This is a genomic window from Salidesulfovibrio brasiliensis JCM 12178 (assembly GCF_001311825.1).
Taxonomy (GTDB): domain Bacteria; phylum Desulfobacterota; class Desulfovibrionia; order Desulfovibrionales; family Desulfovibrionaceae; genus Pseudodesulfovibrio; species Pseudodesulfovibrio brasiliensis.
In genome coordinates, this window is record NZ_BBCB01000015.1 from 36,029 (window position 1) to 50,481 (window position 14,453).

Consider the following 14,453-nt stretch of genomic DNA (forward strand, 5'->3'; position numbering starts at 1 on the left):
AGTCTGTTCGGAAAAACCGGACATCCCTTCTCCGGAACGCATCCGGGGTAATTTGGTTATGGCTTAATGCACTGAAAAAGAAGGTGATCGGGTTTCCATTTTGTGGTGGCACGCTTTTGGCTCTGTTTTCAGTCCTCGACAACGCGCAGCGCGGCGGTGTGCCGCATCGTGTCGGGCTTGTGGTCGGCAGGCGCGTGTCGTCAGGAGCAGTGTGACGGGGAAACGGCAGGCAGTGGAACGGGTCCCGGACATGCTGTTCGGTATGAGCGGACTGTGTGAGAGGCTTCGCATATCAAGGGGGATTTCGGATGAAAACGTCGGGATACGACGTGGGACCGGCTGTCTTCGACGCCGCCAACAGGGACCGTTGGGACGAGTATGTCCAGCGTGCCGACGGGGCCACCAACTATCACCGCAGCGGCTGGATGGAGGTCGTGCGCCGGGCCTTCGGTCACGATGTCTACCCCCTGTGGGCCACAAGCGGCGGCGAAGTGGTCGGCGTGTTGCCGTTGGTGCACATGAAAAGTCTGCTCTTCGGAAATTTCCTGACGTCCATGCCGTTTTTCAATTACGGGGGCGTGCTCGCCAATTCGCCCATAGTAGCTGAGGGGCTGGTGGAGGCTGCCGCGCAGGTCGCTCAGAGCACCGGGGCCGCGCACGTGGAGTTACGTCAGCTCGACAGCGGGCTTTCCGGATTGCCCGGCAGAAATCACAAGGTCTCCATGCGGCTCGATCTGTCCGGCGGCAGCGAAGCGCTGTGGACCGGCTTCAAGGCCAAGGTGCGCAATCAGATCCGCAAGGCCGAACGTTCCGGTCTGACTGCTGATTCGGGCGGTGCGGAGTTGCTCGACGAGTTCTACGACGTTTTTTCTCGAAACATGCGCGACCTCGGCACGCCTGTGTACCCGAAAAGGTTCTTTCAGTGTGTTCTTGAAGAGTTTTCCGATTCTTCGAGGATTTTCGTTATCCGTCACGGCGAAAACTGCGTGGCCGGGTCCGTGACCGTGTGGTTCCGTGGTCTTTTCGAGGTGCCGTGGGCTTCGTCGATTCGGAGTTACAACCCCATGTGCCCCAATAATCTTCTTTACTGGGCCATGATCCGCCAGGCGTGCGACCTCGGCAGCCTCACATTCGACTTCGGCCGTTCCACACCGGACAAGGGTACTTTCCGGTTCAAGAAACAGTGGGGGGCCGCACCGCGCAGCATGGTTTGGCAGTACCTTTTGTCCGAAGGCTGTGACATGCCGGACCTGAGCCCGGACAACCCGAAGTATCGGCTCATGGTCCGCACGTGGCAGCGGCTTCCGGTCGGGCTGACAAAACTCCTCGGCCCTCGCATCGTGAGGAATATTCCATGAGCATGCTTTCCGCCTGCCGCGCACTTGCTCCCTCCGGGGTGCCCTTTGCGCCCGCCGACATTGCCGCAGGCGTGCGGGCAGCACGGCATGAGGATGCTGCGCTCGCCGAACTGCGCCGCGAAATTGCTTCGGTTTTTGGTGTCAGGCATGTTTTTCTTTTTTCCTCGGGCCGTGCGGCCATGAGCGCGGCCTTTCGCGCACTGGGTGAGCTGTATCCCGGCAGGGACGAGGTGGCGGTGCCCGCCTACACTTCCTACTCCGTTGCTTCGGCCATAGTGAACGCCGGGTTCAGGCTCAACCCGTACGATCTGGAGCGCGGGACCATGAGCCCGGACCCGCAGGACATGGCGCGGTCCCTGAATGACAGGACACTGTGTCTCATGGCCTGCCACCTCTTCGGCTATCCCGTGGACATGGACGCGGTCCGTGGGGCGGCGTCACAAAGGGGCGTGCCGGTTTTTGATGATGCGGCGCAGGCCATGGGCGCGAGCTATCGCGGACAGCCTGCCGGAGCACTCGGTGACGTGGGGCTGTTCAGCATGAGCCGGGGCAAGAATATATCCGCAGTGGACGGTGGCATCCTCGTCACCGACCGCGACGACCTCGCCGAGGTCCTTGGCAGAATTCGGCCCGAACCGGTGTCGGCGCGCAATAGGGTGGTGATTATTTTGAAGGCGCTGGCCCTGTGCGGCTTGTTGCACCCCAGAATGTACTGGATTCCCCGCAGTCTGCCCATGTTGAAGCTTGGCGCATCTGTTTTCGATCCGGGCTTTCCGGTGAAGGGGCTGACCGGCTTTCAGGCAGGGCTCGGCCTTCGGATGCTGGACAGGCTGGACGAGTTGAACCGTTGCCGAAAACGGACGGCGGATGAATTGATGCGCCGCCTGCCGGGGTGCGAAGTGCCGCGCCCCGTGAGCGGAGCCGCCCCCGTTTTTCTTCGCCTGCCGCTGCTTAACGGCAGGGCATGCACCGTGGCCCCCGAGCTTGGGGTGGTCCCGGCCTATCCGACCACGCTGGACGGTATCCCCGGCATCGCGCCGCATCTGGCCCGGCAGGCCGACTATCCGGGCGCAAAACGTCTTGCGAGCGAGTTGGTCACGCTGCCCACGCACGGGTTCGTGTCCATGCGCGACGTGCAGACCATCACCCACACTTTTCAGACGGCCGGAGGCTGCCATGGCTGAGACCGTGTTCTGGTTCACCGCGCTCGTGATCGCCTACGCTTTTGCCGGGCTTCCGCTGACCATGCTCTTGCTCGTGCGGACCGTCGGCAGGCGCGATATGGCCCGGCCCGTGGCCTACTGGCCCGGCGTGACCATCGTGGTGTCGGCCTTCAATGAGGAAGCGGTCATCGCGGCCAAAATCGCCAACTTCGAGAAACTCGTCTATCCGCCCGAGCGGTTGGAGATGCTCATTGTCTCCGACGGCAGCACCGACACCACGGCAGAGATCGTGCGCTCCTGCGGCAACGGGCGCGTCCGGTTGATCGAGCAGCCCGAGAACCTCGGCAAGACCCGCGCGCTCAACCGTGCCGCCGAAGAGACCGGAAACGACATCCTCGTGTTCACAGACGCCAACTCCATGTTCGACCCGCACGCGGTGACGCGTTTGGCAGAACGGTTTGCGGACCCCGAGGTGGGGTTGGTGAGCGGCCACTCGGAGTACGAGGGCGGCGGAGGCGGCGGAGCCTATCGCCGCTACGAGGACATGCTGAAGAGCCTTGAATCCCGCCTGTGGGGCATCGTGGGCGCGGACGGAGCGATCTATGCCATGCGCCGCGAGCTGTATACGCCGCTGGAGCCGCAGTTCATCAACGATTTTTTGCACCCTATCCAGACGGTCATGCGCGGCTATCGCGCGGTGCAGGAGCCTGACGCCGTTTGCACAGAACCGTTTTCCGTGGGCGTGGACGAGATGGGTCGCCAGACCCGGATCATGACCCAGTCGTGGATCGTGGTGCTGTCGCAGTTCATGCCGCTGCTTCGTGCGGGCAAGGCGGGTTTTCTTTGGCAGCTCGTCATGCACAAGCTGTTGCGCTGGCTTTGCCTGCCGCTCATGGGCGTGTGTCTGGCCGCAAACCTCGCACTGCTCGGCCACTGGTGGCTTTATGACGCGGCGTTTGCCGTTCAGGTGGCGTTTTATGGTTCGGCGGCGCTGTTCCGCTGGCGGGGCCGGGGTTTCGGAAGTCTGTCATACGGATTCATCGTGCTGCACGTCGCTCCCATCCTCGGGCTGGGGCAGTACATGCGCGGCGAGCGGTATCTTTTGTGGAAACCCCGTAACAGTTAGGAAATTCATGCAATATGTTCAGGAACGAATAGGTCTGGTGCAGAAGGCCGCGGTTTACTTGCTCATGCTGGTTTTCGTGGGGCACCTTGCAGAGCTGCATCCGATATTCATGTTCCGGGGATGGGGGGCTATGGCTGCCGGGCTTGGGTTGATTGCGCTGGTGACCGCCAACAATCGCCAGAGCATCGTCGAGGTCCTGCGGGCATCGCCGCTGCTCAAGTACGTGCTGCTTTTCATGGCCATGGTCTACTGCTCGGTGCCGTTTAGCGTGTACAAGACGGGAGCGCTCAACGCCGCCATTTCGTATGGCTATGTGGTGGTCTTTTTCATGACCCTACTCGGGGTCGCCCGCGGCAAGCCCGGCGTGAACACGCTCCTCGGGGCCGGGATGGCGGTGTTCGTCATTCTCTCCGCCGGGGTGCTGCTCAATTACGGCAGCGCTCGCGCGTCGCTGGAGTATTCCTCCTACGATCCCAACGACACGGCCTATATTCTCGTGTCCCTGCTGCCGGTCATGTTCTACTTCGGCCAGAGCCGCAGGACCATGCTCGCAAAGCTGCTGGTTTTCGCCTCGCTCCCTCTAGGGGTGATTGCAATTTCCGTGACCCAGTCGCGCGGGGCCTCGTTGGCGTTCATCGTTTTGCTGCTGTTGATCCTGCGGTTCGAGAAGGTCAGCTTCTCCAAGGTGGTCATCCCCGGTGCGCTGCTGTGCCTGCTGGTGGCCTATTTCGTGCCGGATGCGTTCTGGGAACGGTTCAGCACGCTCCTGAATATCGAGTCCGACTATAATTACACAAGCGATACCGGGCGGCTGCATCTTTGGAAGCTCGGCCTGAAGTTCTTTGGCAGCAATCCGCTGTTCGGGGTCGGGGCGGGGCAGTTCACCTCTGCCAACGGCATGTTCGAGGGCAACTACATCACCGCGCACAACGCCTACATTCAGGTGGCGGCAGAGCTGGGCATCTTCGGCATCGTGGCATTTATGGCCATGGTCTTCGGCCCCTTGCGGCACCTGCGCCAGATGATGCGCGCCAACCCGGAAAATCCGCTGCACAAGGGACTTTACATCGCGTTCTTCACCCATGCGGTTGCGATTCTTTTCCTGTCCGTGGCGTATTATTTCCTGCTGTATTACCTGCTTGCCCTGTTCTTTGCGCTCACATGCCTTGAACAGCGCAGCGTGCAGGCCGTTGCGGAGAAGCCGAAGAAGTACACCATGCGCAAGAGCGCGAGAAGGCGGGAGGTGGGTTGTGAGTCGGCCTAACGTCACCGTTTTTTCCGCGCTTCTTGTGGTTCTTCTCGCGTTCTCGTTCGGACTGGCGGCGGAGCCGGAGTTCACTGTACGCGGTCCCGGCGGTGCCGGAGGCATGTATGTGCCCTCGTTCTCACCGTATGATCGCGGCGTGGTCCTGCTCGGTACGGACATGGGCGCGGCGTTTCGCTCCGGGGATGGCGGCAAGTCCTGGCGGCTCATCCACTACCGCAACTATCTGCGTTACATGCAGCACTCCGCGCGGCCCGCATATTTCCCGGACAAGGTATTCTGGAACAGCGGGCGCAGAAAGCTGGTCGTCAGCCGGGACAGCGGCGTCAACTGGTCCGAGATCAAGGCCAGACCGTGGGAAAAGGAACGTATTCTTCATCTGGCCGCTCTGCCGGGCCTTCCGGACGTGCTCCTTGTAGCTGCCGAAAGCGCCCTCTGGCGAACCGAGGATGATGGCCGAAATTGGAAGCGGGTGGTGGCTGAACCGTCTAGCGGGCTGGCAGTGCTGGGCGATATGGTTTTCAGCGCCACACCGAACGGCATCCTTCTGGTCAGCTCCGACCGGGGCCTGACGTGGGACGCAAAGCCAATACAGGTCGACGGCGCTCCCATGCCTTCCGGCAGTGTCATCGCCTTTTCAGGTTCTGCCGGGGAGCAGGAAACGCTGCTTCTGGCAAGCATCAAGGGAAAGGGCGTCCTGCGCTCAAAGGACCGGGGCGACACTTGGGAGATGACCCGCTGCCCCTCGTTCGACGCGAACATCCTGCTGCCGGTGCCGGGACAGGCCGGGAGCGCGTATGTTGCGCGGTCCGGGGCTGTGAAGTACAACAAGGTCTATCGGTCTGTGGATGGCGGCATGAACTGGGAGAGCGTGTTCCGTCTCGGAAAACCCGGTGCGCTCCTCGGCGGCGGCAACGTCGACCCCTCATGGGTGCAGACTGAGCTTTATTGGAATTACTACGTCAGCAACTGGGGACTGGCTCTGGACCCGTTCGATCCCTCGCGGCTGATTCTCGCCACGCAGGGCGACCTCTACCTGACCGACAACGGCGGCGATTCGTGGCGGCAGGGCATGAGTCGGGTGGTGGATGCTGGCGAAGGCCCGCCCCGGCTGGCGAGCATCGGGCTGGAAGTCACCAGCGCATGGAAATACTATTTCGATCCCGTCCGTGCGGATACGCACTATATCGCCTACTCGGACATCGGGTTCCTGCGCTCCGAAGACGCGGGCGCAAGCTGGACATGGTCCGCGCAGGGCGCGCCATGGAAGAACACCTTCTACCAACTGGCGCTGGACCCAGAAACGCCGGGCCGAATTTACGCGGCCACCAGCCGCAGGCACGATATCCCGCATTACCTCGCCCTGTCCAAAACGTTCCCGGATGCGGCAGTGCATCAGGGCGGCGTGGTGGTCAGCGACGACTTCGGCAAGCGCTGGACGGTTCCCTACGAGCCGGGCAAGGGCCGGGGGCTGCCAAAGCTGGCCTGCACCACCGTTGCGCTGGACCCGGACTCTCCGAAAGACAGCCGGACGCTTTACGCCGGGATGTTTGGCGAGGACGACAATGCCGGGGTCTGGAAATCCACGGACGGCGGACGGAGCTGGACAAGGAAAAGCAGCGGACTGGGCATTGCGCCGAATCGTCACGTCTACCGCATCGCCATCCACCCTCGTAGCGGCAATTTGTACTGTCTCATCACCGGCCTTCGGATGAAGGGCGCGAATTTTACGGTCCCCGGCGGGGTCTGGAAGTCCACGGACGGCGGCGAGAGCTGGCGGCACATTTCTGCCGGGAGCAATCTGAACTGGCACGCCACGTCCATGCTCCTTGATCCCGAAGACGAGAAGACCATTCTGGTAACGGCCACTTCGCCGCCCGGCCACTGGCTGGAGGGTGGCCTCTACAGGACACGCGACGGCGGCGAGAGTTGGCAGCACATCCTTGACGACAAGGAACTCGCCCGCGTGGCTGGCGGAAGCTCCTTCGACCACACCATGAGCGTGGCGGTGCATCCCGAAGATTCCAATCTGATTTACGTGGGCACGACCCACCACGGCCTCGTCTTCAGCAGGAACGGGGGAAAAAGCTGGGAAAGCTACGAGAGTTTCCCCTTCAACATCGTACAGAGCATCAACGTTCCGCCCGGTGATCCCGGCCGCATCGTGGTGACGACGTTCGGCGCGGGAGTATGGGAAGGGCCACACCTTCCCGGCAGGCGTTAGCGAAATCCGAAGCAGACGGAGAAAGCGATGAGTGAAACCATATCCAGACGGTTCAGCAGGAACGCCAGCGTGCTGAAGGTGCTCGCCATCTCGGCGATCATCGTCGGCCATTTCGCTGCGGAATCGCCGGGCATGCACCCGGTCATGAATCACTGGTGGGTTATCTCGGCGGTCGGACTCATCGTGTTCTCCTACACTTCGGCACTCTTCACGGGCATGAAATACGGGCCGGGATTTGATCTCAAAGCCTTCTGGATGCAAAAGCTCAGGCGGCTCGGCATCCCGTTCACCATCATCAACCTGTTGCTGCTCGTGCTCTTTCTGGCCGAGGGCCGGGAAGGGGTTGTCTCGGTGCAGACCTTTGCGAGCTGGCTCGGGCTGCGCGGGTTCTGGACGTGGTTCGGGGCCGGGCAGGTCGGTCCGTACGGCGCGGGGCTGTGGTTCCTGACGCTGCTGATTCTTTTCTATCTCGCCTATCCGTTGCTTGAGCGGGTCAACAGGAGCAGGACGGTTTCCAACGGCTTTACGGCCATTTCGCTGTTGGTTCTGCTGGTACTGGACCGCACGGTTCCCATGGGTCACACCCTCTGGATCACCGCTGCCGGGTTCCTTCTGGGCGTCCGCGATGCCCGCCATGGAAGGCCGTTCTCCATGAACGCGGCCATGTCCGTGCTGTTGGTCACTGCCGTCTGCATGGTTTCGCTGCGGTTCTTCCTGAACATCTCCATGTTGAGCGGCCTGTTGATGCTCATTGCGGCCCGGACGCTCGTGGATCTGGCGCGGTACCTGAACGTTCACTGGCTGGCGTATGACCTGCTGCTCCCGCTGTCGCCCTGCATTCTGGGCATGTACATCGCGCATACGTACCTGTTCATTCACCCAACCGGCCTCTTCGTGTTCGATTTCGTGGCCTCCGGTGCCCTGATACTCGCGTTCGCTTTCGTGGCGTCCCTGCTTGCCGGGCTTGCGCTTCAACGCGGCTCGGATGGCGCGCAACCCAAAACCGTACAGCCTTGAGGCAGTCATGGATTTTGTCGTTTTCGCGGAAGATTGGGGCGGCCACCCGAGCAGCACCCAGCACATCGTGACCCGGCTGATTCGCCGGGGGCACCGCGTTGTCTGGTTTAATTCCATCGGGCTCAGGAACCCCCGGTTCACCCCGCGGGACATCCGGCGCATGGGCAGCAAACTCGCCGGGGCCCTGCGGCGCGAAAACGGTAACGGCCACACGCCTGAAAACGGAACCGCACCGCTTGAGGCCATCAGCTCGGTGGTGATTCCGAAGCCGGACAACAGGCTCTTTCGCAGCATCAATCGCTCCGTGCTCTCGGCCAAGGTCCGCGATGCGCTTAAACGGCACGGTATGGACAGACCGGTGCTCTGGATAACCACGCCCACTGCCGAGTGCGTGTGTGACGCAGCCAAGTTCTCATCGGTGCTTTACTACTGCTGTGATGACTACGGGGCACTGCCGGGTGTTGATCCGGATTTCGTGCGGCGGCTGGAGCAGGTGCTCGCCGGGCGGGCCGACAGGGTCATGGTCACGCATCCGCTGCTGGCCCGGCGGTTTCCTCCCGAAAAGGTGTTCGACCTGCCGCACGGCGTGGACTGTGAGCTTTTCTCGAATGATTGCCCGAGGGCGGACGATCTGCCTCAAGGACCGGTGGCAGGCTATTACGGCTCGATTTCAAGCTGGTTGGACATAACGCTCCTGAAGCGGCTGGCGACCGAGCTGCCGCACTGGACGTTGGTGCTCGTCGGCGCCGTGGAGACCGATGTGAGCGAGCTGGAAGCGCTGGAGAACGTCCGGCTGCTGGGGCCGAGGCCTCATGCGTTGCTGCCGGGGTACTCCCGGCACTGGGATGTCTCCCTGCTGCCGTTCGTGAACAACAGCCAGATTGAGCATTGCAGCCCGCTCAAGCTGCGCGAATACCTTGCAGCCGGGCGGCCCGTGGTCAGTGTTGGTTTCCGGCGGTCCGCGACTACGCGGACGTGGTGGCCATTGCCGAACCGGGGGGACGCCGAAGGCTTCATCCGGCTGGTGCAGGAGGCCGGGGACGGCAGGGACGAGGCGCGCCGGGAGCGCGTGGTCGGAGAAAGCTGGGACAGCAGGGCCGTCATGGTCGAGACGCTGCTTGAATAATACGGAGAGACAGTTGAAATGGCAGGAATAAAATACCTTCTCGGCAACTCGGTGATGCGTAACATCGCCTACGCCCAGACCATCCTCATCGGACTCATGGTGACGCCCATCATCGTGCGCACGCTGGGGAGCGAAGGGTACGGCCAGTGGGTGCTCATCAACACGCTGCTGGCCTACTTCGTCATCTTCGACTTCGGGTTTTCCACGGGCGTGTCGCGCTACGTCTCCCGTGAGCATGGCTCCGAGTTGCGCGACGCCCTGCAGCGGTATATTTCCACGTCTTTCGCCGTGTTGAGCGCGGCGCTTCTTCTTTCTCTGCTGATCGTTGCGGCCGGATTCCTGCTTTTTCACGATACCGTCTACGAGATGATCCCGCCGCCGTTGGTGAAGGCCTCCACCATATTGGTCATCAGCTATTCCGTGATGATCCCGCTTCGCGTTTTCCACGGCGTGCTGCGCTCGCAACTGCGCTGGAACGTGATCTCCGGCATCGAGATCATCAAGGCGCTGGTCATGAACACCTGCATCGTGGTTCTCCTGCTGCGCGGCTGGGGCGTGTACGCGCTCATCTACTGCAACGCGGCCTTCCTGATTCTGGAATACGGGGCCTATTACGTCTTTTCCAAGCGCGCGCTCGAGTACACGCTTTCGCCCAGATACTGCGATTTTGCGACCTTCAAGGAGCTGTGGGGCTACAGCCTCTCGTTTTTCGCCAACCAGATGTCCGTGGTCTTCGGCCGCAGAATCCAGAACTATTTCATCGCCATCTTCATCAGCGTCCCGGCGGTCACGGTCTATTCCATCGGCGTGCAGCTTCTCGGGTACTTTGAAAGCTGCATGTTGAGCATTTTCGACATCTTCACCCCGTATTTCAGCCGCATGGAAAAGGACATGGATCAGGTGCTGGAGGACTATCTGCAGGTCTCGGCATACTGCTTCGCCCTGTCCGCCTTTGCCGGGTTCATGATCTTCATGTACGCCAAGCCGTTCATTTACCACTGGCTGGGCGGGGAGTTCCTCGGGTCCTACGAGGTCGTGGTGCTGCTTTGCATCCCGTATGTGCTTTACCTTTCCCACATTCCCGGCAGGAACCTGCTTTTCGGCACCTCGCGGCATCAGTTCCTCGTCTGGCTTTCGGTGGCCGAATGCGCGGTGACGTTCCTGCTGCTGGTCGCGCTCATCCGCGACTTCGGCATGGACGGCGTGCTCTGGTCCATGGCCGGAACCATGCTCGTGTTCCGGGGCGTGCTGTTCCCCATGCTCCTTTTCCGCAAGGTGGCCCTGAGTCCGCTCCGCTATTTCCGGGAGGTGTACCTGCGCCAGAGCGTTATCTACCTGCTGCCGCAGGTGGCGGTCTATTTCCTGATTTTCAGAAACATGGATGTCTTCTCTTACGAGATCGGCTTTGTGCTGCTGCTGCAACTGCTGATTTTTGCAGGGACGCTTGCGCTTTTCGTGCGGCGGGACATCAGGCAACCGGTGGCGGCGCGGTCGTGAGGAGTTGGCATGAGGCGTGATGTGACCATGAGTGCGGCTGCCGTGAAAGCCGAGATGCCGGAAAGCCGAGGCAGGCGCGTGATGATGTGCATGGGGTCGCGCATCCTCGGCGGTCCGGGCAAGGGGCTGGCCCAGTATCTGCGCTGTGGCGGGGCGGATTCCTGCCGTGCGCTGGTGGTCGGGTTCGACACCACCGGCGAGGCCGACAGCGAGTTCCTGACCCGCATGCGCCAAACCGGGGTCGAGGTCCGGGCGCTTCGTCAGCGGCGTGCGTTGGACTTGAGCCTCGTGGGGCAACTTCGTTCACTTGCCGAAGGCGGGAATTTCGAGATTTTTCAGTCCCACGGCTACAAGTCGCACCTGCTGTGCCTTTTGATGCGCCTTTTCCACGGCGGCCGCTGGGTGGCCTTCACCCACGGCTGGACCTGCGAAAACATCAAGATGCGTTTTTATCGGCTGCTGGAATTGGCGCTCATCCGTTTTGCCGATCAGGTGGTTGCGGTTTCGGAGAACACGGCGCAGCGGCTCGGCCCGTTACTGGGGCACAAGACCGTGGTGATTCCCAACGCCGTGGACCCGGACGAATATGACTTTTCGGCAGATGGCGGGGCACTTCGACATAAGTACGGTGTGAATGAGAGCGGCGCACTTTTTTGCACCGTGGGCCGCATGAGTCCGGAAAAGGGGCACATGGTTCTGCTTGAAGCCATTCGCCGCAATCGTGCCGATCTCGGCGGCGTGATATTTATTCTTGCCGGTGACGGGCCGTGCAGGCGCGAGTTGGAGGAGTTTGTCGCCCTGCATGGTCTGGAGCCGTTCGTGACCTTTGCCGGGTACGTGTCGGACATGTCGCCGTTCTATGCGGCCATGGACGCGCTGGTGCTGCCGTCCTTCAGCGAGGGTATGCCCAACGTGGTTCTGGAAGCCATGCTTTTCGGCAAGCCGGTGCTCGCCACACGCGTGGGCGGGGTGGCCGAGGTGGTGGTCGAAGGCGTCACCGGAGACCTCGTCCCGTCCGGCTCGCCCGAAGCACTTGGCGAAGGGGTGCTGCGCTTTGTCCGGGACAGGGAGCGCATGGAAACCATGGGCAAAGCCGGTTTTGATGAGGTCCGCCGCCGCTTTGACCCGCACGTTCGGGCCACGGCCATCACGGATTTGTATGAAACGCTCTGCAGTCAAGGGTCTGCTCTCGCCGCACAACATGGCAAGTGAGGCGGGAAAGGACCGTTTCCCAAGGGGGATAGAAGAATGTCGCTTCGAGTGACCATGACCAGAAAGATGCATAACGCGGCCTTGGGGCTGCTGATGAAGAAGCCGCTGCAGGGGTTGCTGCTGCCGCTCGGCAGACCGCTCAATCCGGAAAAATGGATTTTCGTGGTGGGCTGCTATGATTCCGGCACCACGCTTTTGGCCACCATCCTCGGACATCTGCCCGGCTTCGGAGGACTGCCCAACGAAGGGCAGTTCCTGACCGACATGCTGCCGTACCCGGAGACCCACGGCTGGCCGCGCATGTTTTGCCAGTGCCTCGACAAACTGGGCATGAACGGGGCGGGCGAGGCCGAAGCCGAGCGCATCAGGCGCCAATGGTCGATCTGGTATCCCAAGGATGCCCGCTATCTGGTGGAAAAGTCCATCACCGGCATGATCCGTATGGAGTTTCTGCAAAAGCATTTTCCCAATGCCTACTTCATCCACATCATCCGGGACGGGTACGCCGTGGCCAAGGGCATTCAGCGAAACGCGAACATGACCCGCTGGGGCACGCCCTACGACGAGTATCCCATCGAAATGTGCGCCCGCCAGTGGCTTGTGGCCGATGACGTGGCTACCGAGCAGGCCGGGCGTCTGGAACACTATCTGCCCGTCTATTACGAGGATTTTGCCGAGAACACCGGCAAATCCATGCGGCGTATCATGGAGTTTCTCGGCATCGAGTCGAACGGCGCGGGCGCAGAATCCGGAACGGAGTGCCCGGACGTGGGCAGCGAGGTCTGGCGGGTGCACGGCATGCGCTCGACAATCGTGAACATGAACGACCGCGAATACCGGCTTCTCAGTGAGCAGGACGTGGAGATCATCGGCGAGGTGGCCCGCGAAGGGCTTGAAAGGCACGGATATGCACCGCCCGAGCCCGGCGTTCGGGAACCGCTCGAAACAGGAGGTGTCGCATGAGCCTTGCGGCAATCAAGAAACGGGTCAAGGCGCGGGAGACTCCGTTTTACGACAGACTGTATCGCATCGCCATGGGCGTGCGCGGCCTCTCCTTTCCGGTCATAGGGCCGCTGCACCGGTTCCTTTACAAGGAATGGGTTTTTCGTCGCACCGTCTGGCACGACTTCTGGCGCAAGGCTTATTACGAGCCCATGTTCAAGTCACAGTGCGCCGAAGTGGGGTCGAACTTTCGCATGCAGTATGCGGGCAACGGCAGCACCACCATCCTCGGCAGGTTGGAGATTCGCCTCGGCAGCCACGTGACCATGTTCGACAACACCTTCTTTTCGGGAATCATCTCGGACGAGCGGCCGCGCCTGACCATTGGCGACCATAACTACCTTGCGCCCCTGTGCCGCATCGTGGTGGCGCGGGAGGTGACCATCGGCAACTGGAACCTCGTGGGCTGCCGCTTCATTGCGGACAACTCCGGCCACCCCGTAAGCGATGTGGAAGCCCGGCTCACCTCAGGCGGCGGCCTGCCCTCGGCCAAGAGCATCAAGCCGGTGCGCATCGGCGACTTCTGCTATCTCGCCACCCAGACCGTGGTCTACCCCGGGACCACCGTGGGAGACGGGGTTGTGGCCCAGATCGGCACGCATCTTTGCGGCAACATCCCGCCGTTCACATTGGTTGGCGGCAACCCCATGCGGATTATCGGCAAGCTGCCCATCCCGGAGTCCATGCGTGAACGCGTGGGCGAGGAGCGGTATCAGGCGTACCTCAAGGCGCACGAAGATCTCGAATTCGGCGGAAAGAAGGGGTAGTACATGCGCGGCGTTCTCAAGCAGGCGGTCCGGTTCCTTTTTCTCAGCGCGGCGCTGCCGTTCTATCTGCTCATGCGGATACTTGCGGCGGTCTCCGGCGAGAAGAAGGCGTTTCAGGGCGTTTCGCAGTTCATGGCGCTCGTCCCCGGCGGCTTCGGCTGCCACTTGCGGGCGGGCTATTACCGCCTCGCCATGCGCGACTGTTCCGGGAACTGCCGCATCGAATTCCTGACCACCTTCGTAACCCCGGACACCGCACTGGGGGAAAGCATTTACATCGGCTCACACTGCACCATCGGTCACGCCGAAATCGGCGACGACTGTCTTTTGGGTTCGGGCGTGCACGTCATGTCCGGACGCGGCCAGCACCGTTTTGCCGACCCGGAGACACCCATCCGGCTGCAGGGCGGTGAGCGAGTCACCGTGACCATCGGGCGCGACTGCTGGCTGGGCAACGGCGCGCTGGTGATGGCGGACGTGGGCGAGGGCAGCGTGGTGGCGGCGGGAAGCGTGGTTGTCGACCCCGTGGAACCGTTCAGCATCGTGGGCGGCAATCCTGCAAAAGTCATCGGGAGGCGCGGATGAACCTCGACAGCCATCAACAGGCGCAAAAGCCCCGCGTCATGCAGCTCATCTACACCCTCAGCCACGGCGGGGCCGAGCGGCTGGCGCTGACCATCCTCGACGGCCTGCGCAA

At 61.8% G+C, this 14,453-nt stretch carries 12 protein-coding genes; all 12 read left to right on the forward strand.

All coding sequences use genetic code 11. The features are described from left to right. The first annotated feature begins 308 nt into the window (after positions 1–308). The 12 genes from JCM12178_RS06370 to JCM12178_RS06425 are packed head-to-tail and all read left to right on the forward strand — an operon-like array spanning position 309 to position 14,341. On the forward strand, positions 309–1,358 hold the full coding sequence (locus JCM12178_RS06370) for a FemAB family XrtA/PEP-CTERM system-associated protein (protein WP_054649769.1): 1,050 nt from the start codon (positions 309–311) through the stop codon (positions 1,356–1,358). Next, complete coding sequence (locus tag JCM12178_RS06375; RefSeq protein WP_054649771.1) at positions 1,355–2,542, forward strand: DegT/DnrJ/EryC1/StrS family aminotransferase; 1,188 nt, start codon at positions 1,355–1,357, stop codon at positions 2,540–2,542. Before JCM12178_RS06370 ends, JCM12178_RS06375 begins: the two co-directional genes overlap by 4 nt. Next, complete coding sequence (locus JCM12178_RS06380; protein WP_054649773.1) at positions 2,535–3,647, forward strand: glycosyltransferase family 2 protein; 1,113 nt, start codon at positions 2,535–2,537, stop codon at positions 3,645–3,647. The genes JCM12178_RS06375 and JCM12178_RS06380 overlap by 8 nt, the downstream gene beginning before the upstream one ends. A 7-nt stretch (positions 3,648–3,654) precedes the next feature. Next, positions 3,655–4,911, forward strand: coding sequence for an O-antigen ligase family protein (locus JCM12178_RS06385; protein ID WP_054649775.1), 1,257 nt, complete (start codon positions 3,655–3,657; stop codon positions 4,909–4,911). Next, the gene (locus tag JCM12178_RS06390; RefSeq protein ID WP_054649777.1) at positions 4,898–7,135 is read left to right on the forward strand and encodes a WD40/YVTN/BNR-like repeat-containing protein; all 2,238 of its coding nucleotides are present in this window, start codon (positions 4,898–4,900) and stop codon (positions 7,133–7,135) included. The genes JCM12178_RS06385 and JCM12178_RS06390 overlap by 14 nt, the downstream gene beginning before the upstream one ends. Positions 7,136–7,162: 27 nt before the next feature. After that, complete coding sequence (locus JCM12178_RS06395; protein WP_054649779.1) at positions 7,163–8,152, forward strand: acyltransferase family protein; 990 nt, start codon at positions 7,163–7,165, stop codon at positions 8,150–8,152. A 7-nt stretch (positions 8,153–8,159) separates the two neighbouring features. Then, the gene (locus JCM12178_RS06400) at positions 8,160–9,278 is read left to right on the forward strand and encodes a glycosyltransferase (protein ID WP_054649781.1); all 1,119 of its coding nucleotides are present in this window, start codon (positions 8,160–8,162) and stop codon (positions 9,276–9,278) included. 18 nt (positions 9,279–9,296) lie between these two features. After that, entirely contained in the window at positions 9,297–10,775 is a 1,479-nt protein-coding gene (locus tag JCM12178_RS06405; RefSeq protein ID WP_054649783.1) for a lipopolysaccharide biosynthesis protein, read from the forward strand. A gap of 9 nt (positions 10,776–10,784) precedes the next feature. Next, a complete protein-coding gene (locus JCM12178_RS06410) occupies positions 10,785–11,987 on the forward strand; it encodes a glycosyltransferase family 4 protein (protein WP_054649785.1) in 1,203 nt (400 codons plus the stop codon). Between the two features lie 54 nt (positions 11,988–12,041). Continuing rightward, complete coding sequence (locus tag JCM12178_RS06415) at positions 12,042–12,950, forward strand: sulfotransferase family protein (protein ID WP_172677076.1); 909 nt, start codon at positions 12,042–12,044, stop codon at positions 12,948–12,950. Continuing rightward, positions 12,947–13,756 (forward strand): acyltransferase, encoded by an 810-nt coding sequence (locus tag JCM12178_RS06420; RefSeq protein WP_054649789.1) that lies wholly within the window; start codon positions 12,947–12,949, stop codon positions 13,754–13,756. The genes JCM12178_RS06415 and JCM12178_RS06420 overlap by 4 nt, the downstream gene beginning before the upstream one ends. A 3-nt stretch (positions 13,757–13,759) precedes the next feature. After that, complete coding sequence (locus tag JCM12178_RS06425) at positions 13,760–14,341, forward strand: acyltransferase (RefSeq protein WP_054649791.1); 582 nt, start codon at positions 13,760–13,762, stop codon at positions 14,339–14,341. The last annotated feature ends 112 nt before the right edge of the window (positions 14,342–14,453 follow it).